Genomic DNA, 17,814 nt, shown 5'->3' with positions numbered 1-17,814 from the left:
GGGGCAAGCCCGCTCCCACAGAGTTATACACAACCCCTGTGGGAGCGGGCTTGCCCCGCGATCAACATTTTCAGTACCAGCGCGCCTCACCCGGCGGACGCTTCTTGAAGCGCTTCATGCTCCACATGTACTGACTTGGATACGCCCGCACATAGCGCTCGACCACCTGGCTCATGGCCGCTGCCGAGGTTTCGGTGTCTTCGCTGTACATGGCTTCGGGCGCCGCTTCGAGAATCACCTTGAAGCCGGAACCGTCGGGCAAACGCAGGGCATGCAGGAACACCCCGACTGCCTTGCCGCCAGCGAGCATGTTCGGCACGAATTTGCTGGTCAGCGCCTTGGTGGCGAAAAACGGCACGAAGATCCCCGCCGACTCGGCCGGCTCCGGGTCTGCCGGAATACCCACCTGCCCACCTTTGCGCACTTCCTTGATGATGCTCAGGATGCCTTCCTTGGTGGAAGCCGCTACGCGGTTACCCAGCTGCACGCGCTGTTCGCGCAACAGGTCATCAACCGCCTTGAGCTTGGGCGGACGGTAAAAAATGATCGGTTTGCACTGGTTGCAATAAAAGTGATTGAGCACTTCCCAGTTGCCCAGGTGGCTGGTGATGCCGACCACGCCCTTGCCCGAAGCCAAGGCAGCCTGCAGGACTTCCAGCCCTTCAACCTCGCGAACCAGTTCCAGTGAACGCTGGGCAGGCCAGATCCAGGCACAGGCGCTTTCGGTGAACGACTTGCCGATATCCATCAAGGTACGACCTACCAACTGCTCACGTTCTGCCGGGTCCATCTCCGGAAAACACTTGGCCAGGTTGATGCGCACCACCTCGCGCGAACTGTTCGGCAGCTTCCACATCAGCCAGCCGATGGCTGCGCCGACCCGCTGTACCGCGCCCCAGGGGAGCTTGGCAAACAACCGCAACGCCCCGACCATCAAGGCGCCCTTGAATTTATCCACAGGCTGGTTCCTCTTTCTGCAAGCCGACCATTGTACCCCTCAGCGCAGCAGCGCGGCGTAGCGATCACAATCGGTGGTGTGGTCCATGACCATGCCAGTGGCCTGCATGAAGGCATAGCAAATGGTCGGGCCGACAAAGGTGAAGCCGGCTTTCTGCAAGGCCTTGCTCATGGCTTTGGCTTCATCGGTAACGGCCGGTACCTCACTGCGCAGGCTGAAATGGTTGATCTTCGGCGCACCGCCGACAAACGACCACAGCCAATCGGCAGGGTTCTCCAGCGCCAGCCAGGCCTTGGCATTGCGCCGCGCGGCATTGAGCTTGAGGCGGTTGCGGATGATGCCGGGATCGAGCATGCGCTCCTCGATTTCCTCGTCGCTCATCTGTGCCAGACGCTGCGGATCAAAGCCGAACAGCACCTCGCGGTAGCGTTCACGCTTTTTCAGTACGGTGATCCACGACAGGCCGGCCTGGAAGCCTTCGAGCAGCAACATCTCGAACAACTGCCCCGGATCACGCTGCGGCGTGCCCCATTCCTGATCGTGATACGCCTGGTAAAGCGGATCGTCGGTACACCAAAAGCAACGTGGCATAAAGCTCCAAGGGTAGAGGCTCGGGCGAATCGGGTTATACTCCCGCTCTTTATATTCGCAGCCCTAGAAACAGGTGAATTTCGTGAGCCAGCCTACGCCAGCCGTGCGTACCTTCCAAGACTTGATCCTCGCCCTGCAGAACTACTGGGCCGAGCAAGGTTGTGTGGTGCTTCAGCCCTACGATATGGAAGTAGGCGCCGGCACTTTCCATACCGCCACGTTCCTGCGCGCCGTCGGCCCGGAAATCTGGAACGCCGCCTACGTACAGCCGAGCCGTCGCCCGGCTGACGGTCGCTATGGCGAAAACCCCAACCGTCTGCAGCATTACTACCAGTTCCAGGTGGTGCTCAAGCCGAACCCGGCGAACTTCCAGGAACTGTACCTGGGCTCGCTGAAGGCCATCGGCCTTGACCCGCTGGTACACGACATCCGTTTTGTCGAAGACAACTGGGAATCGCCGACCCTCGGCGCCTGGGGTCTGGGCTGGGAAATCTGGCTCAACGGCATGGAAGTCACTCAGTTCACCTACTTCCAGCAAGTAGGCGGAATCGAGTGCATGCCGGTTACCGGTGAAATCACCTATGGCCTGGAGCGTCTGGCCATGTACCTGCAGGGCGTCGACTCGGTCTACGACCTGGTCTGGACCGACGGTCCGTTCGGCAAGGTGACCTACGGCGACGTGTTCCACCAGAACGAGGTGGAGCAGTCGACCTACAACTTCGAACACGCCAACGTCGAGAAACTGTTCGAACTGTTCGACTTCTATGAAAGCGAAGCGAACCGCCTGATCGAGCTGGAGCTGCCGCTGCCGACCTACGAAATGGTCCTCAAGGCCTCGCATACCTTCAACCTGCTCGACGCCCGCCGTGCCATCTCGGTAACCGCGCGCCAGCAGTACATTCTGCGCGTACGCACCCTGGCCCGGGCGGTGGCGCAAAGCTACCTGCAAGCCCGCGCCAAGCTGGGCTTCCCGATGGCGACCCCTGAATTGCGTGATGAAGCATTGGCCAAGCTGGAGGCTGCACAATGAGTGCTCAAGATTTCCTGGTTGAACTGGGCACCGAAGAACTGCCGCCCAAGGCCCTGAGCGCCCTGGCTGACGCTTTTCTCGCCGGTATCGAGAAAGGCCTGCAGGCCGCTGGCCTGAACTACACCGGCAAGCAGGTCTACGCTGCGCCGCGCCGTCTGGCGGTGCTGATCCGTCAACTGGATACCCAGCAGCCGGACCGCAGCATCAACGTCGACGGCCCGCCCCGTCAGGCTGCTTTCGACGCCGAAGGCAACCCGACCCAGGCTGCCCTGGGCTTTGCCAAGAAGTGCGGCGTAGAGCTGGCGGAAATCGACCAGAGCGGCGCCAAGCTGCGCTTCTCCCAGCACATCCCGGGCAAGGCCACCGCCAGCCTGCTGCCGACCATCGTCGAAGACTCGCTGAACGATCTGCCGATCCCGAAACGCATGCGTTGGGGTGCGCGCAAGGAAGAGTTCGTGCGTCCGACCCAATGGTTGGTGATGCTGCTGGGCGACGACGTCGTCGACTGCACCATCCTCGCCCAGAAGGCCGGTCGTGATTCCCGTGGCCACCGCTTCCATCACCCGGAAGACGTGCGCATCAGCGCCCCGGCGAACTACCTGGAAGACCTGCGCAAAGCCTACGTGCTGGCCGATTTCGCCGAGCGTCGCGAGCTGATCAGCAAGCGTACCGCCGAACTCGCCATGCAGCAGGAAGGCACCGCCATCGTGCCGCCGGCGCTGCTCGATGAAGTGACCGCGCTGGTCGAGTGGCCGGTGCCGCTGGTCTGCTCGTTCGAGGAGCGTTTCCTCGACGTGCCGCAAGAAGCCCTGATCACCACCATGCAGGACAACCAGAAGTACTTCTGCCTGCTGGACGTCGACGGCAAGCTGCTGCCGCGCTTCATCACCGTGGCCAACGTCGAAAGCCGCGATCCGAAGCAGATCATCGAAGGTAACGAGAAGGTCGTGCGCCCACGCCTGACCGACGCCGAGTTCTTCTTCAAGCAAGACAAGAAGCAGCCTCTGGAAAGCTTCAACGAACGCCTCAAGAACGTGGTGTTCCAGGCTCAACTGGGCAGCGTTTTCGACAAGGCCGAGCGCGTTGCCAAGCTGGCCGCGTTCATTGCCCAGCGCATCGGCGGCGACGCCCAGCGCGCAGCCCGCGCCGGCCTGCTGTCCAAGTGCGACCTGGCGACCGAGATGGTCGGTGAATTCCCTGAGATGCAGGGTGTTGCCGGCTACTACTACGCCCTCAACGATGGCGAAGCCGAAGACGTCGCCCTGGCCCTGAACGAGCAGTACATGCCGCGCGGTGCCGGTGCCGAACTGCCGTCGACCCTGACTGGCGCGGCCGTGGCCATCGCCGACAAGCTCGACACCCTGGTCGGTATCTTCGGTATCGGCATGCTCCCGACCGGCAGCAAAGACCCTTATGCCCTGCGTCGTGCAGCGCTGGGCGTACTGCGTATCCTGATCGAGAAGCAGCTGGACCTGGACCTGAACGAAGCGGTGAGCTTCGCCGTCACCCAGTTCGGTAGCAACGTCAAGGCTGCCGGCCTGGCCGAGCAGGTACAGGAGTTTGTCTTCGACCGTCTGCGTGCCCGTTACGAAGACGAAGGCATCGACGTCGCCACCTACCTGTCGGTACGAGCACTGAAGCCGGGTTCGGCACTCGACTTCGACCAGCGCGTACAGGCCGTACAAGCCTTCCGTCAGTTGCCTGAAGCCGCCGCCCTGGCCGCGGTGAACAAGCGTGTGTCGAACCTGCTGAGCAAGGCCGAAGGCGCGGTAGCAGCCACGGTCGAGCCGAAGTACTTCGACAATGCCAACGAGTTCTCCCTGTACTCGGCCATCCAGCAAGCCGATCAGGCTGTGCAACCAATGGCAGCGGCGCGTCAGTACAGCGAATCGCTGGCACGTCTGGCAGCCCTGCGTGAACCGGTCGACGCCTTCTTCGAGGCGGTGATGGTCAACGCCGAAGACGCCAATGTGCGGGCCAACCGTTATGCCCTGCTCAGCCGCCTGCGCGGTCTGTTCCTGGGCGTGGCCGACATTTCGCTGCTGGGGTAAGTCTTGAAACTGCTGATTCTCGATCGTGACGGGGTGATCAACCAGGACTCCGACGCCTACATCAAGTCGCTGGAAGAATGGCTACCCATCCCCGGTTCGATTGAGGCCATCGCGCAGTTGAGCAAGGCCGGCTGGACGGTGGCGGTTGCCACCAACCAGTCCGGTATTGCTCGTGGCTACTACGACCTGGCTACCCTCGAGGCCATGCATGCGCGCCTGCGCATGCTGGTGGCCGAGCAGGGTGGCGAGGTTGGCCTGATCGTTTATTGCCCCCATGGCCCGGATGAGGGTTGCGCTTGCCGCAAACCCAAACCAGGAATGCTCATCACCATTGCCGCGCATTACCATGTGAATCTGGCCGGTGTGTGGTTTGTCGGTGATAGTAAGGGTGACCTGGAGGCCGCATTGACCGTCGATGCTCAACCGATTCTGGTAAAAACCGGAAAAGGCGAGAAGACCCTGAGCAAGGGAATTCCCGAGGGAACGTTGATTTTCGATGATCTGGCAGCCATCGCCAGAGAACTTATCCACAAATAGCGCGTCTGCGAACCAGGCGCACTTTTACTAGGCGGGCAAGCCCGCAACGGTACATGCCGCTATGTCGATCCTGCAGGCGATCAGAATTTTTCTTTTTTACCTGCTGCTGGGTACCAGCTCCTTGCTGTGGTGCACCCTGAGCTTTTTTATCGCGCCGTTTCTGCCATTCAGCGCCCGTTATCGCTTCATCAACGTCTACTGGTGCCGCTTCGCGCTGGTACTGGTGCGGATTTTCCTGAACATCAAGGTCAAGGTCAGCGGGGCGGAAAACATTCCCAAGCAACCCTGCGTGATCCTGTCCAATCACCAGAGCACCTGGGAAACCTTCTTCCTCTCGGCGTACTTTTCGCCGTTGAGCCAGGTACTCAAACGTGAACTGCTGTACGTGCCGTTCTTCGGCTGGGCCATGGCCATGCTGCGGCCGATCGCCATTAACCGTGACAACCCCAAGGCTGCGCTCAAGCAGGTAGCCAGCGAAGGCGACAAGCTGCTCAAGGATGGCGTCTGGGTACTGATCTTCCCAGAGGGCACCCGTGTTCCATTCGGCCAGATCGGCAAGTTCTCCCGCGGCGGTACCGCCCTGGCGGTGAATGCCGGCCTGCCAGTCCTGCCAATCGCCCACAACGCTGGCAAGTTCTGGCCCAAGCAGGGCTGGAACAAACGCGCCGGTACCATCGAGGTGGTGATCGGTGCGCCGATGTACGCTGAGGGCACTGGACCACGCGCGATTGCCGAGCTCAACGACCGGGCGGCAGCCTGGAACGAACAGGCTCAGCGCGACATGGGTTCACTGCCTGCGCAAGCCCCGAACGCCGCACAGGGCGTTGCCTGACGATCTGTGGATAACTTGTGTACAGTATTTGGATCTTTCGCTTAAAAATTCGCTAAGTTATTAATTTACTTACTTATTTCTCTGTATGACTGTTTTCTGAAAATCGTGCATAAGTTTTTCCGCGGCATAAAAAAACCGGCACTTACGCCGGTTTTTTTGTACCTGTGGAAATCAGACCTTATCGATGTCCACATCACGGGTTTCTTTCAGGCAGAACAGCCCGACCACAAGGCTGATACCGGTGATCAGCACCGGATACCACAGCCCGTAGAAGATGTCGCCGGTGTACACCACAAGAGCGAACGACACTGTCGGCAGGAAGCCACCGAACCAGCCGTTACCGATGTGATAGGGCAGTGACATCGAGGTGTAGCGGATCCGGGTCGGGAACAGCTCGACCATCACCGCCGCCAGCGGGCCATAGGTCATGGTCGCGATCAGGATCATCGCCACGATCAGCACCACCACCATGGTTTCGTTGACGCTGGCAGGATCCGCCTTGGCCGGGTAACCGGCCTTTTCGATCGCAGCCCGCAGCGCCACTTCATCGAAGCCGTTGATACGCTGGTCACCGACGGTCACCACCACTTCGCTACCGGCAGCCGCAGATTCAGAGCTGTAAGGCAGGCCTTGCTTGACCAGGAAGGTCTTGGCCTTGTCGCACGGACTGTCGAAGCGCGCCTTGCCGACCGGGTCGAACTGGAAGGTGCAGCTTTGTGGATCGGCCATGACCACAATTGGCGATTGCCGGCTGGCGGCGTCGATTTGCGGGTTGGCGTAATGGCTGAGGGCTTTGAACAGCGGGAAGTAGAGCAGGGTGGCCAGCAGCAGGCCGAGCATCAGGATCGGCTTGCGGCCAATGCGGTCCGACAGCCAGCCGAAGAACACGAAGAACGGCGCGCCAATCACCACGCTGATAATCAGCAGGGTATTAGCCTGGGCCGGGTCCATCTTGAGCATCTGGGTCAGGAAGAACAGCACGTAGAACTGCGCGGTATAGAAGGTCACCGCTTGCCCTGCGTTAATGCTGAACAGGGCGGTGAGGACGATCTTGAGGTTGGCCCAGGAACCGAAGGACTCACGGATCGGCGCTTTACTGGTTTTGCCCTGGGCCTTCATTTTCACGAAGGCAGGCGATTCATGCATGCTCATGCGAATCCAGGTGGAGATCGCCAGCAGCACAATCGACAGCAGGAACGGCAGGCGCCAGCCCCAGACTTCGAACTGGTCACCACTGATGTAGCGGCTGCCCAGCACCACCAGCAGCGACAACAGCAAACCCAGTGTCGCCGTCGACTGGATGAAGCCGGTATGGAAGCCGCGCTTGCCCGGTGGCGCATGCTCGGCCACATAGGTTGCCGCGCCGCCGTACTCGCCGCCCAGCGCCAGACCCTGAAGCATGCGCAGGATCACCAGAATGATCGGTGCGGCGATCCCAATGCTGGCGTAAGTCGGCAGCAGGCCGACCGCAAAGGTCGACAAGCCCATCAGCACGATGGTCACCAGGAAGGTGTACTTACGGCCGATCATGTCCCCCAGGCGACCGAACACCAGTGCACCGAAGGGCCGCACCAGGAAGCCTGCGGCAAAGGCCATCAAGGCGAAGATAAAGGCAGTGGTGTCGTTCACCCCGGCAAAGAACTGCTTGCTGATGACCGCGGCCAGTGCCCCGTAAAGAAAAAAGTCATACCACTCGAAGACCGTCCCGAGGGATGAGGCGAAAATGATCTTGCGCTCTTCACGGCGACTGTTGCTGACCGTAGCGGCGCCCTGCTCCTGAATGTAATCCGACATCGTTGCTGTCCTCGGCCTCAAGGCCCCAGTGATTATTCTTGTTGTTCCACTGTCGACGCCGGCAGACCGCGTCCGGCGTCGTTGTTGCTACGCACCCTGGTCAGGGCGTCGGTATTGCGCTTTCTTCATCGGTCCGAGCTGTGGATAACATCCCCCGGGTAATCAGTTGTGCCGCCTTTTCGGCAATCATCAAGGTTGGTGAGCAGGTATTGCCGGAGACAATTTGCGGCATGATCGAGGCATCAGCGATGCGCAGCCCCGGCACGCCATGCACGCGCAACTGGTCGTCGACCACATCCAGCGGGCCATTGCCCATCCGGCAGGTTCCGACCGGATGGAAAATCGTGGTGCCGATCTGGCCGGCGGCTTCGTGCAGTTGTTCTTCGCTTTGCAGGTCTGGCCCGGGCAGGTATTCGCGCGGGCTGAACGCCGCCAGGGCAGGGGCCTGGACAATCTTGCGGGTGATGCGAATGGCCTGCGCGGCAACGCGCAAGTCTTCCGGGTCGCTCAGGTAGTTGGGATCGATCAGCGGCGCATCGTCCGGATTGGCCGAGCGGATGTCGATGCGGCCTCGGCTCGCCGGGCGCAGGTTGCACACAGAAGCGGTAAAAGCCGGGAAGCGGTGCAGCGGTTCACCGAAGCGCTCAAGCGATAGCGGCTGCACATGGTATTGCAGATTGGCTGAAGCCTGCTCCGGTCCGGAACGGACAAACGCGCCCAGCTGACTCGGGGCCATGGCCAGCGGGCCGCTGCGGTCATACAGATAGCGCAGCCCCATGCCCAGCTTGCCCCAGGCACTATTGGCGACCTGGTTGAGCGTGCGCGCACCGCTGACCTGGTAGATCAGGCGCAGTTGCAAGTGATCCTGCAGGTTACCGCCAACCCCCGGCAACTCGTGACGGACAGTTAACCCCAGGCTTTCCAGCAAACCACGCGGGCCAATTCCGGAGCGTTGCAGGATACCGGGCGAGCCGACGGAACCTGCGCAGAGGATGATCTCGCGGCGGGCGCTGAAGTCCTGCCAGCTGCCTTGCCAACGCGCTCTTACCGCCGAGGCGCGACCGCCATCGAGGATCACCTGGTCGACCAGCACATCGGTCAGTACGGTCAGGTTAGGGCGCTTGAGTACGGGACGAAGAAAGGCCTTGGACGAATTCCAGCGAATCCCGGAGCGCTGGTTGACCTGAAAGTATCCACAGCCCTGGTTATCGCCGCCGTTGAAGTCGGGCACGCTGTCGATGCCGCTCTGTGCGGCGGCTTCGCGGAAAGCATCGAGGATCGGCCACGAATAACGTTGCTGTTCAACCCGCCACTCGCCTTCATTGCCGTGCGCATCACTGGCACCGGCAAAATGGTTTTCGCTAGCCTTGAACAGCGGCAACACGTCTTTCCAGGCCCAACCGGCGTTGCCTTGCTCGGCCCAGCGGTCATAGTCACCGGCCTGGCCACGCATATAGATCATGCCGTTGATAGAGGAGCAGCCGCCGAGCACCTTGCCCCGTGGATAACCCAGGGCACGGCCTTGCAGGCCAGGCTGGGCTTCGGTCTTGAAGCACCAGTCGGTACGCGGGTTACCGATGCAATACAGGTAACCCACCGGAATATGAATCCAGGGATAGTTGTCTTTGCCGCCCGCTTCGAGCAACAACACCCGACAGCCAGGATCGGCAGACAAACGATTGGCCAGAAGGCATCCGGCAGGACCGGCACCGACCACCACATAGTCGTAGACAGGATCGGCTGATGGCATGGGCAACCTCGCGCCTGATTATTATTCTTGTCCTGGTCCATGTTATTGATTAATTTCGAGATGAAAACGTTAGATTTCACTCAAGTGCTGTGCGTTTTAACACAACGTCTGTGAACACCCGATTCACAAGGAAAAGCATGTTCGACTGGAATGATCTGCGGTTTTTTCTCGAGTTGCAGCGTAGCGGTCGCCTGCTGACTGCGGCCAAGCGACTCAACACTACCCACAGCACCGTGGCCCGGCATATCGACAATATCGAGCAGAGCCTGGGCACCGCCTTGTTCGTCCAGCACGCTCAGGGCTACGAACTGACACCCTCCGGCCAGGCCTTGCTCAAACATGCCGAAGCGATGGAAAACGTCGCCCTGCTGGCCCAGGAAGAAATCACCCAGGCCATCACGCCGTTAGGCAAGATCCGCCTGGGCGTCACCGAAGGCATCGGCATCATGTTCTTCACCCCGCGCATGGGCAGCCTGTTCGAGCGCTATCCAGGACTGGAAGTGGAACTGGTCGCCGTGCCGCGCTTTGTCAGCATCCTCAACCGTGAGGCAGAAATCAGCATTCACCTTGAGCGGCCCAATGCCGATCTGCTGATCACCCGTAAGCTCACCGACTACCGCCTGGCGCTGTACGCCAGTCCCGAGTATCTGGCCCAGGCGCCAGCACTGCATCACCGCGAGGACCTGGCCAAGCACAGCTGGATCGGCTACGTCGACGACCTGCTGTTCAGTCAGGAACTGTTGTTTCTCAACAGCTTCTGCCGGGCCCCGAATGTGGTGTTTCGCAGCACCAGCGTAATAGCCCAGCAACAAGCGGCCCGTGCAGGACTGGGTATTGCCGTGCTGCCCAACTACATGGCCCGGCATGATCCGGCGCTGGTTCGGGTACTGCCCAGTGAAACCATCCAGCGCAGCTACTGGATCTGCACCCGCCGCGAACTGCACAAGTCAGTCCGTTTGCGGGTGGTCTGGGATTTTCTCCTGGCGCTGTGCGCGCAGGAGCAGGAAGCGTTGCTGGCGGAGTAGGGCTCAACCGCCAAGTGTCTTCACCACCAGCAGCACTGCGGCACAGATCCCGACGACGGCGAACAGCTGCTGCAACCGCGGACCGGCCAGGTGATGGGCAAATTGCCGGGCTATCAACAACCCCACTACAGCACCGCCGGCAAAGGGTGCGCCTACGGCCCAATGCATGACCCCGCCGACGCTGGCGCTGACTACGCTACCGGTGGAGACCAGCGCAATCACTGCCAGCGAAGTGGCGACGATGCTTTTTATGTCCAGGTTGGTGTAGCGACTCAATGCCGGGATGATCACAAAACCACCGCCGACACCGAGCAAGCCCGAAAGCATTCCCGACAACACTCCGGTGAACGCCAGAGCGCGGGCGCAGGGCAGGGTCCAGCGCAGGCGCCCTTGCAAGGGGTTGAGCACACACGGCATGACCGTGCGTTTGCCCAGCGGAGGCTCGCCGCGCAGCTCGCGACGCGCCTTGAGCAGCATGCGCCCGCAGGCATACACCAGCACCAAAGCGAAGGTCAGGGCCAGCGGTGCGTTGGGAAGCTGATGCGCCAGCGTCAGTCCAAGCGGCGCCGCAGCGATACCGATCACCGCAACAAACACGGCAGCCCGATAACGCACCACTCCTTGGCGCAACCCCAACAGCGCACCGACAGCCGCCGCCATCCCCACGGCAAGCAGACCAACCGGCGCAGCCTCGACCATCGACAGGCCAAGGCCGAAGACCAATAGTGGCACGGCCAGAATGCCGCCTCCCGCGCCGGTCAACGCCAGTACTGCACCAATGATCGCACCCAGCCCTGCAGCAATGAATGGCTGTTCGATCACTGCCTGACCTCAACTGCTGCTTGGGGTTTGGCCAGCCACTCGCGGCCCTTGAGCATGCAGCGCCAGTACAGCGGCGGCAGGATCTGCGCTTTGAGAAGCCAGGCCAGGCGGGTAGGGCGGCGACCATCGAGCAGCCAGCGTGGAAAGCTCGGCGCCAGCTTGCCGCCATAGGTGAACTCGGCGAGCACGATCTTGCCGCGCTCGACGGTCAGCGGGCAGGAGCCATAACCATCGTAGTGTGCCAGCTTCGGCAAACGACCAAGCGCGACCAGCAGGTTGTTGGCCACCACCGGCGCTTGCTTGCGCGCAGCTGCTGCGGTCTTGGCGTTAGTGGTGTTGATGCCATCACCCAAGGCGTGGATGTTGGTGAACTGACGATGACGCAGCGTCGCCGGGTCGACATCAATCCAGCCGGCAGCATCGGCCAGGGGGCTGTTGCGGATGAAGTCAGGAGCTACTTGTGGCGGAACCACATGCAGCATGTCGAACGGTTGCACACAGGTTTCGCTGCTGCCATCGGGCAAGGTTCGAACAAAGGTCGCCCGCTTGCCCGGACCATCAACTGCAACCAGGCGATGGGAGTACTGGAGGTCCACGGCGTACTTGTCGATGTACTCCATCAGCGCGGGGACATAGTCCGCCACCCCGAACAGCACTGCACCCGCATTGAAGAACTGCGCCTGGATGTTGCCCAGGCGGCCATTGCGCAACCAGTGATCGCACGACAGGTACAAGGCTTTCTGCGGTGCACCTGCACATTTGATCGGCATTGGCGGTTGGCTGAACAGCGCGCGGCCCTCGCGAAGGTTCTGCACCAACTGCCAGGTGTACGGGGCCAGATCATAGCGATAGTTGGAGGTTACGCCATTGCGGCCCAGGGTTTCGCTAAGGCCGTCGATGGCTTCCCAGTCAAGCTTGAGTCCGGGGCACACCACCAATTGCTCGTAGCTCATCACCCGTCCGTCGTTCAACGTCACGGCCTGCGCCTGAGGATCAAAGCTTTCAACCCTGGCCTTGATCCAGCGCACACCGGCAGGGATGGTCGCCTCCATGTTCCGCGCGGTGCTGGGCGCATCGAAGATACCGGCACCGACCATCGTCCAGCCGGGCTGATAGTAGTGCGTGTCGGAAGGATCGATCAGGGCGATATCCAGCGACGGGTCGCGGCACATCAAGCTTGAAGCCACGGCGATACCGGCAGCCCCCGCGCCGACAATCAGGACCTTGTGATGATCGCCTTTCGGCGATGTGGTGTGAGCAGGCATGGCAAGGTGTTCCTTTAATAATAATTCTGGGTACTGCTCAGAGCGCGTTGAGCGGGATCTTCAGGTAGCGCACTCCGTTGTCTTCAGGTTCGGGTAACTGGCCGCTGCGCATGTTGATCTGCACCGACGGCAGGATCAGTACAGGCATCTCGAGGGTGGCATCGCGAGCTTCGCGCATGGCCACGAAGCTGTCTTCGCTGATGCCTTCGCGCACATGGATGTTGCTGGCGCGCTGTTCGGCCACGGTGGTCATGTAGCGCAGCTCACGGCCACCGGGCAGGTAGTCATGGCACATGAACAGTCGGGTATCAGCGGGGAAGGCGAGTATGCGCTGGATCGAGCGGTACAAGGTGCGGGCGCTGGCACCGGGGAAGTCGCAACGGGCGGTGCCGTAGTCGGGCATGAACAGAGTGTCGCCGACAAAGGCGATGCTCTGGCCATCGACCTCCACCACATAGGTCATGCATGCCGGGGTGTGCCCAGGGGTGTGCAACGCGCGCGCCTGCAGCGTGCCGATGGCAAAAGCCTGCTCATCGTCGAACAGCACATCGAATTGACTGCCATCGCGGGCGAAGCCACTGTCGGCATTAAACAGCGCGCCGAAGACTTTCTGCACCTGGGTGATCTGGCTACCGATTGCAATCTGCCCACCCAGCGCCTCTTTGAGGTAGGCCGCGGCGGACAGGTGATCGGCGTGTACATGGGTTTCCAGTATCCACTGGACCTTGCCACCGAGCGCTTTCACCCGGCTCACCAACTGGTCCGCCGACGCGCTGCTGGTGCGCCCGGACTTGGGATCGTAATCCAGGACACTGTCGATCAATGCACAGTGTCCGCTGCCACGGTCCATCACCAGATAGCTGATGGTCGAAGTCGCACTGTCGAACAGTGCCTCCACATACAGGTTACCGCCGATGATCATTACCGCTCTCCAGATATTCCGTCTGCCATGGCATTGAGCCGTGTGCGCATTGGCCAAGCTGTCATCAAGATGCGTGCCAGGGTGCAACTGCCCATTTTCAGGGCTCAGGCACCGATTTCATTGGCTGCCAGGGAGCAAGCCTGACGCAGACTGCCGATAATGCTGTCAGGTCATGGCAGTCCCTGGCAGTCTTTGGCAGTCCCTTCGCCTTCAGTTAAGCTGCTCGCGTGCTTCTCCTGGTGCCTTATGTCTTATTCCTCGCGAAATATTCCCGCCCCCGCTGTCCAGGCGCTGGTGTCTTATCTCGAACACGACGCTCAACCGACCATCGTGCTGGATACCGACTACAACATTCTCGCCGCCAACGCTGCCTACCAGCGCCAGTTCGGGGTTGAAGGCCAGCCGCCCATCGGCAGTAAATGTCACCGGGTTTCCCATCACTACGCGGTGCCGTGCGATCAGGCCGGCGAGCTGTGCCCGATGCGCAAGGCCTGGGACAGTCGCGCGCCAGAGCGTGTGTTGCATGTTCATCACACTCCGCGCGGCCCTGAACACGTGGACGTCGAACTTCGCCCGATCCTCGATCAGCAGGGAGAAGTGGTGGCCTTTGTCGAACGTCTCACCAGCATCGCCGTGGCATCCGCGCAACCTCAGCAACAAGGCCTGGTAGGGCGCTCGGCAGCTTTCCAAGCGTCGTTGTCGAGCTTGCAGCGGGCGGCACCGGCTCAGATCCCGGTGCTGTTGCAGGGTGAGTCCGGCACCGGCAAAGAACTCTTTGCCCGCGCCTTGCACCTGGGCAGTCCTCGCGCCAATGGTCCGCTGGTGGTGGTCGATTGCACCGGCCTGACCGAATCGTTGTTCGAGAGCGAGCTGTTCGGTTACGAGAAGGGCGCTTTCACCGGGGCACTGCAGCGCAAGATCGGCCTCGCCGAAGCGGCCCATGGCGGTACCTTGTTCCTTGATGAGATCGGCGAAGTACCGCTGGCCATGCAGGTCAAATTGCTGCGCCTGATCGAGTCCGGGAGCTTTCGTCCGGTTGGCAGCCTGCGCACGGTTCACTCGGACTTCCGCCTGGTCTCGGCCACCCACAAGCCGCTCAAGGAAATGGTCGCGGCAGGCAGCTTTCGTGAAGACCTCTATTACCGCATCAGCGGATTCCCCATCCGTTTACCTTCGCTGCGCGAACGCGTCGATGATCTGCCACTGCTGATCGACAGCCTGCTGCAGCGCCTGGCTGGCAAGGCAGCACCTCAGGTCGATGGCGAAGTATTAAAGCTTCTCGGCCTGCACAGCTTTCCCGGAAACATCCGTGAGCTGCGTAACATCCTTGAGCGGGCGCGACTATTCGCCGATGACGGCGTTATCCGTACCGAACACTTGCCGGCAGATCTACTCGGCGGGATGGATAATCCGCAAACTTCAGTGCGGCGACGCAGCAAAGAAAACCTTGGGCAGCTGGCCCAGGCCCTGGAGAGCTTTGACGGCTCGCGTAGCGAATTGGCCCGGCATCTGGGCTTAAGCGAGCGGACCCTCTACCGCCGCTTACGTGAACTTGGGCTTTGATCCCGCAGGGCATGGACCGAGGATGAACAAGCGGTTTCATTTGATCGTGATCATCCGGCAGAGCACTTTTTCTTCTACGCTGAAACTGCTCACCCGCTGCGGAGAGCTTTCCATGCGTCGATTGCCGAGTCGGTAACCAGTTGGGTGCAAGGGCGCCTGACGTTCCGCTCTGTCTTTTCTGCCACAGGAGCATCGTCATGTCTGCCTGCCTTCACAAGGCGATCCTGCTCACCATCGCCATGCTCACGCTCTTTGGCTGTTCCGATGAGGATCCACCCAAGGCAACGACCACGCCGCCCGCGACGACCGCACCGGCTGCCGCACCAGCTGCAGTACCTGCTGCTGTACCGGCCGCTCCGACGACGCCAAGCGAGGCGGTGTTCAGCACCGAACAACTGGATCAAATGCTTGCACCGCTGGCGCTGTATCCAGACGCTTTGCTGGCTCAGGTGCTGATGGCCACCACCTATCCAGGCAATGTCGCCGACGCGGTTGCCTGGTCCAAGGCGCATCCGAACGTCAGCGGTGATGCCGCCGTCAAACAGGTCGCTGACCAACCCTGGGACCCCAGCGTGCAATCGTTGGTGGCGTTCCCACAGGTGCTGGCCACACTTGGCCAGGACCCGGTCTGGGTGCAGCGAGTCGGCGATGCCTTCCTCGCCCAGCCCGACGCGGTGATGAACTCGGTGCAGCGCCTGCGCGCCAAGGCCAAGGCCGCTGGCCACCTGGAGTCCAACGAACAGCAGACCGTTATCGTGCAACCCTCAAGCGCCCCCGCGAGCGGCACGACCACGGTGGTACAAGGTGCCGCGCCGGCACAAACCATCGTTATCCAGCCGACCAACCCGCAGGTTGTCTATGTCCCAAGCTACAACCCCTCAGTGGTGTACGGCAGTTGGCCCTATCCATCCTCCCCACCGGCGTATTACCCGCCGTCACCGGGATATGCCATCGGTACGGCATTGGCGACCGGCCTAGCTTTCGGTGCTGGCGTAGCGATCGTCAATTCGCTGTGGGGGGATTGCGACTGGGATGATCATGATGTCGATATCAACGTCAATCGCTACAACAATATCAACAACGTCAACCGCAGGCTCGATGCCAACCAGAACAACTGGCGCCATAATCCCGCATATCGCGACGGCGTCCCATACCGCGACCAAGCCAGTCGCGCCCAGTTCGACCGCCGCTTACCCGGCAGCGCACAGCGCACAGCCTACCGCGGTGACACGCCGGCCCGTGTCGAAGACCGCGCGCGAGCCCGTGAAAGCCTCGCACAACGTGGCATCGAAGCACCGGCAACCACTAACCTTGAAGCCCGCCAACGGGTGCAGAGTGCCGACCGCGAGCGCGCCCAACAAAGCCTGGAAAAACGTGGCATCAACGAGTCCGGCAGCGCGCGCGAGCGCGCCCAGGTTGCAGACCGCCAACTGAAGAATGACGGCCAGGCCCGCCAGCGTGCGCAAGCACCGTTGCAGAATCGCCAGCATCAGCAGCCAGTGCGCAACCAACAAGCACGCCAGCAAGTCCGCCAGCAACATGCTAGCGCCCAGGCGCCGCGCAACAATGCGTTGGCCGGTGTGCGCAACCCTTCGCAGTCACGCATCGCGAGCAATCGTGGCCAGATCAGCCAACGGAGCGCCAGCCGACCGTCCGCAGCGCATGCGGGCCACCAGGTACAACGACCCGTGCGGATGCAATCCAGCGGTGGCGGCCGTCGCCGTTGAGAGGAGAGTCAGTCATGAATGCTGCTAGTCGAATTGCGCTGGTTCTGCTCCTGTTGTGGACGTCCAGCAGTTACGCTCAAAAACATTTCCAAAATCCGGAAGCCGCCGGCGAAGCGCTGGTGCAGGCGCTTGGTAGCGAAAAGGCCGATGACCAACAGTTGGCCAACTTGCTTGGCAACGACTGGAAAAGTTACATCCCGACCAAGAACGTCGACCGTAAAGATGTCGACGCCTTTCTCTCCCTCTACAAGGAAAAACATCAGGTTCAACCCGACAGCCCGGAACGTGCGCATCTGGTCGTCGGCAGCACGTCCTGGGTATTCCCGATTCCCATCAGACACAGTACTGGCGGTTGGGCATTCGACACCAAAGCTGGCGCCAAGGAAATCCGCCTGCGCCGCATCGGACGTAACGAACTGGCGACCATTCAATCGGTGCGCGCTTATCACGACGCGCAAATGGATTACGCCGAGATTGATCGCAATAACGATGGCATCCTCGAATACGCGCAGAAATTCATCAGTAGCGACGGGCAGTTCGACGGCCTGTACTGGCCGGAAGAGGAGGGCGTCGAGGAAAGTCCACTCGGACCTCTATTCGGTGATGCCGCGAAGGGTGACGACTGGCACGGCTATCACTACCGTATTCTCACTGCCCAAGGCCCTTCGGCGCCGGGCGGCACCTACGGCTACAAGATCGGCGAGCACATGACCCGCGGTTTTGCCGTGATCGCCTGGCCGACGGAATACGGGGACACTGGCGTGATGAGCTTCATGATCAGTCACGACGGCGAATTGTTCCAAAAAGATCTCGGCCGAGACAGTGCCAAGTTAGCGACTGCGTTTATGCGTTTCGACCCCGACAGCAGTTGGACTGAAGTAAAGGACGAGGAGGACGCGCGCTGAACCAAGTGGAAATCAACGCAAAAAAAAGCCCGCGTAAGCGGG

At 61.0% G+C, this 17,814-nt stretch carries 15 protein-coding genes; 8 read left to right on the top strand and 7 right to left on the bottom strand.

Going from position 1 to position 17,814, the window contains the following annotated elements:
* Positions 1–70: 70 nt before the first annotated feature.
* Together ACO6VD_RS05540 and ACO6VD_RS05535 are read right to left on the bottom strand one after the other, a co-directional pair.
* Positions 71–958, bottom strand: coding sequence for a lysophospholipid acyltransferase (locus ACO6VD_RS05540; RefSeq protein ID WP_422417553.1), 888 nt, complete (start codon positions 956–958; stop codon positions 71–73).
* A gap of 39 nt (positions 959–997) precedes the next feature.
* Positions 998–1,549 (bottom strand): DNA-3-methyladenine glycosylase I, encoded by a 552-nt coding sequence (locus ACO6VD_RS05535; protein WP_422417552.1) that lies wholly within the window; start codon positions 1,547–1,549, stop codon positions 998–1,000.
* Between the two features lie 82 nt (positions 1,550–1,631).
* On the opposite strand from ACO6VD_RS05535, the gene glyQ reads away from it, so the two are divergent.
* From glyQ to ACO6VD_RS05515, 4 genes are all read left to right on the top strand, one after another.
* Positions 1,632–2,579: a glycine--tRNA ligase subunit alpha gene (gene glyQ, locus ACO6VD_RS05530; RefSeq protein WP_136473838.1), complete on the top strand. Its 948-nt coding sequence runs from the start codon at positions 1,632–1,634 to the stop codon at positions 2,577–2,579.
* Positions 2,576–4,630, top strand: coding sequence for a glycine--tRNA ligase subunit beta (gene glyS / locus ACO6VD_RS05525; RefSeq protein WP_422417550.1), 2,055 nt, complete (start codon positions 2,576–2,578; stop codon positions 4,628–4,630). Before glyQ ends, glyS begins: the two co-directional genes overlap by 4 nt.
* A gap of 3 nt (positions 4,631–4,633) precedes the next feature.
* Positions 4,634–5,167 (top strand): D-glycero-beta-D-manno-heptose 1,7-bisphosphate 7-phosphatase, encoded by a 534-nt coding sequence (gmhB, locus tag ACO6VD_RS05520; protein WP_422417548.1) that lies wholly within the window; start codon positions 4,634–4,636, stop codon positions 5,165–5,167.
* A 61-nt stretch (positions 5,168–5,228) separates the two neighbouring features.
* Positions 5,229–5,999, top strand: a complete 771-nt coding sequence (locus ACO6VD_RS05515) for a lysophospholipid acyltransferase family protein (protein WP_422417546.1) — start codon at positions 5,229–5,231, stop codon at positions 5,997–5,999.
* 171 nt (positions 6,000–6,170) lie between these two features.
* Here the strand turns inward: ACO6VD_RS05515 and ACO6VD_RS05510 are convergent, their stop codons facing one another.
* Together ACO6VD_RS05510 and ACO6VD_RS05505 are read right to left on the bottom strand one after the other, a co-directional pair.
* Positions 6,171–7,793, bottom strand: coding sequence for an MFS transporter (locus ACO6VD_RS05510; protein ID WP_422417544.1), 1,623 nt, complete (start codon positions 7,791–7,793; stop codon positions 6,171–6,173).
* Between the two features lie 100 nt (positions 7,794–7,893).
* A complete protein-coding gene (locus tag ACO6VD_RS05505; protein WP_422417542.1) occupies positions 7,894–9,543 on the bottom strand; it encodes a GMC family oxidoreductase in 1,650 nt (549 codons plus the stop codon).
* Between the two features lie 137 nt (positions 9,544–9,680).
* On the opposite strand from ACO6VD_RS05505, the gene ACO6VD_RS05500 reads away from it, so the two are divergent.
* Positions 9,681–10,568, top strand: a complete 888-nt coding sequence (locus ACO6VD_RS05500) for a LysR family transcriptional regulator (RefSeq protein WP_422417540.1) — start codon at positions 9,681–9,683, stop codon at positions 10,566–10,568.
* A gap of 3 nt (positions 10,569–10,571) precedes the next feature.
* Here the strand turns inward: ACO6VD_RS05500 and ACO6VD_RS05495 are convergent, their stop codons facing one another.
* The 3 genes from ACO6VD_RS05495 to ACO6VD_RS05485 are packed head-to-tail and all read right to left on the bottom strand — an operon-like array spanning position 10,572 to position 13,577.
* Positions 10,572–11,390, bottom strand: a complete 819-nt coding sequence (locus tag ACO6VD_RS05495) for a sulfite exporter TauE/SafE family protein (protein WP_422417538.1) — start codon at positions 11,388–11,390, stop codon at positions 10,572–10,574.
* On the bottom strand, positions 11,387–12,655 hold the full coding sequence (locus tag ACO6VD_RS05490) for an NAD(P)/FAD-dependent oxidoreductase (protein ID WP_422417536.1): 1,269 nt from the start codon (positions 12,653–12,655) through the stop codon (positions 11,387–11,389). Before ACO6VD_RS05490 ends, ACO6VD_RS05495 begins: the two co-directional genes overlap by 4 nt.
* Before the next feature lie 37 nt (positions 12,656–12,692).
* Positions 12,693–13,577 (bottom strand): MBL fold metallo-hydrolase, encoded by an 885-nt coding sequence (locus tag ACO6VD_RS05485; protein ID WP_422417534.1) that lies wholly within the window; start codon positions 13,575–13,577, stop codon positions 12,693–12,695.
* Positions 13,578–13,823: 246 nt separating this feature from the next.
* Between ACO6VD_RS05485 and ACO6VD_RS05480 the strand changes: the two genes are divergently transcribed.
* From ACO6VD_RS05480 to ACO6VD_RS05470, 3 genes are all read left to right on the top strand, one after another.
* Positions 13,824–15,140 carry a sigma-54 interaction domain-containing protein gene (locus ACO6VD_RS05480; protein ID WP_422417532.1) on the top strand — a complete coding sequence of 439 codons (1,317 nt, stop codon included), beginning with the start codon at positions 13,824–13,826 and terminating at the stop codon, positions 15,138–15,140.
* 197 nt (positions 15,141–15,337) lie between these two features.
* Positions 15,338–16,867: a DUF3300 domain-containing protein gene (locus ACO6VD_RS05475; protein WP_422417530.1), complete on the top strand. Its 1,530-nt coding sequence runs from the start codon at positions 15,338–15,340 to the stop codon at positions 16,865–16,867.
* Positions 16,868–16,881: 14 nt separating this feature from the next.
* The gene (locus ACO6VD_RS05470; RefSeq protein ID WP_422417528.1) at positions 16,882–17,772 is read left to right on the top strand and encodes a DUF2950 domain-containing protein; all 891 of its coding nucleotides are present in this window, start codon (positions 16,882–16,884) and stop codon (positions 17,770–17,772) included.
* Positions 17,773–17,814 lie beyond the last annotated feature (42 nt).

Source organism: Pseudomonas sp. GZD-222, from assembly GCF_049310525.1.
Classification (GTDB): Bacteria; Pseudomonadota; Gammaproteobacteria; order Pseudomonadales; family Pseudomonadaceae; genus Aquipseudomonas.
The sequence above is the reverse complement of the archived record's forward strand: the minus strand, read 5'-3'. Positions and strand labels throughout refer to the sequence as shown.

What these genes read in the sequence shown, in the direction of transcription:
- ACO6VD_RS05535 (WP_422417552.1), bottom strand. Translation starts at nt 1,549, where the DNA reads ATGCCACGTTGCTTTTGGTGTACCGACGATCCGCTTTACCAGGCGTAT.
- glyS (WP_422417550.1), top strand. Translation starts at nt 2,576, where the DNA reads ATGAGTGCTCAAGATTTCCTGGTTGAACTGGGCACCGAAGAACTGCCG.
- ACO6VD_RS05515 (WP_422417546.1), top strand. Translation starts at nt 5,229, where the DNA reads ATGTCGATCCTGCAGGCGATCAGAATTTTTCTTTTTTACCTGCTGCTG.
- ACO6VD_RS05510 (WP_422417544.1), bottom strand. Translation starts at nt 7,793, where the DNA reads ATGTCGGATTACATTCAGGAGCAGGGCGCCGCTACGGTCAGCAACAGT.
- ACO6VD_RS05505 (WP_422417542.1), bottom strand. Translation starts at nt 9,543, where the DNA reads ATGCCATCAGCCGATCCTGTCTACGACTATGTGGTGGTCGGTGCCGGT.
- ACO6VD_RS05500 (WP_422417540.1), top strand. Translation starts at nt 9,681, where the DNA reads ATGTTCGACTGGAATGATCTGCGGTTTTTTCTCGAGTTGCAGCGTAGC.
- ACO6VD_RS05490 (WP_422417536.1), bottom strand. Translation starts at nt 12,655, where the DNA reads ATGCCTGCTCACACCACATCGCCGAAAGGCGATCATCACAAGGTCCTG.
- ACO6VD_RS05485 (WP_422417534.1), bottom strand. Translation starts at nt 13,577, where the DNA reads ATGATCATCGGCGGTAACCTGTATGTGGAGGCACTGTTCGACAGTGCG.
- ACO6VD_RS05480 (WP_422417532.1), top strand. Translation starts at nt 13,824, where the DNA reads ATGTCTTATTCCTCGCGAAATATTCCCGCCCCCGCTGTCCAGGCGCTG.
- ACO6VD_RS05475 (WP_422417530.1), top strand. Translation starts at nt 15,338, where the DNA reads ATGTCTGCCTGCCTTCACAAGGCGATCCTGCTCACCATCGCCATGCTC.
- ACO6VD_RS05470 (WP_422417528.1), top strand. Translation starts at nt 16,882, where the DNA reads ATGAATGCTGCTAGTCGAATTGCGCTGGTTCTGCTCCTGTTGTGGACG.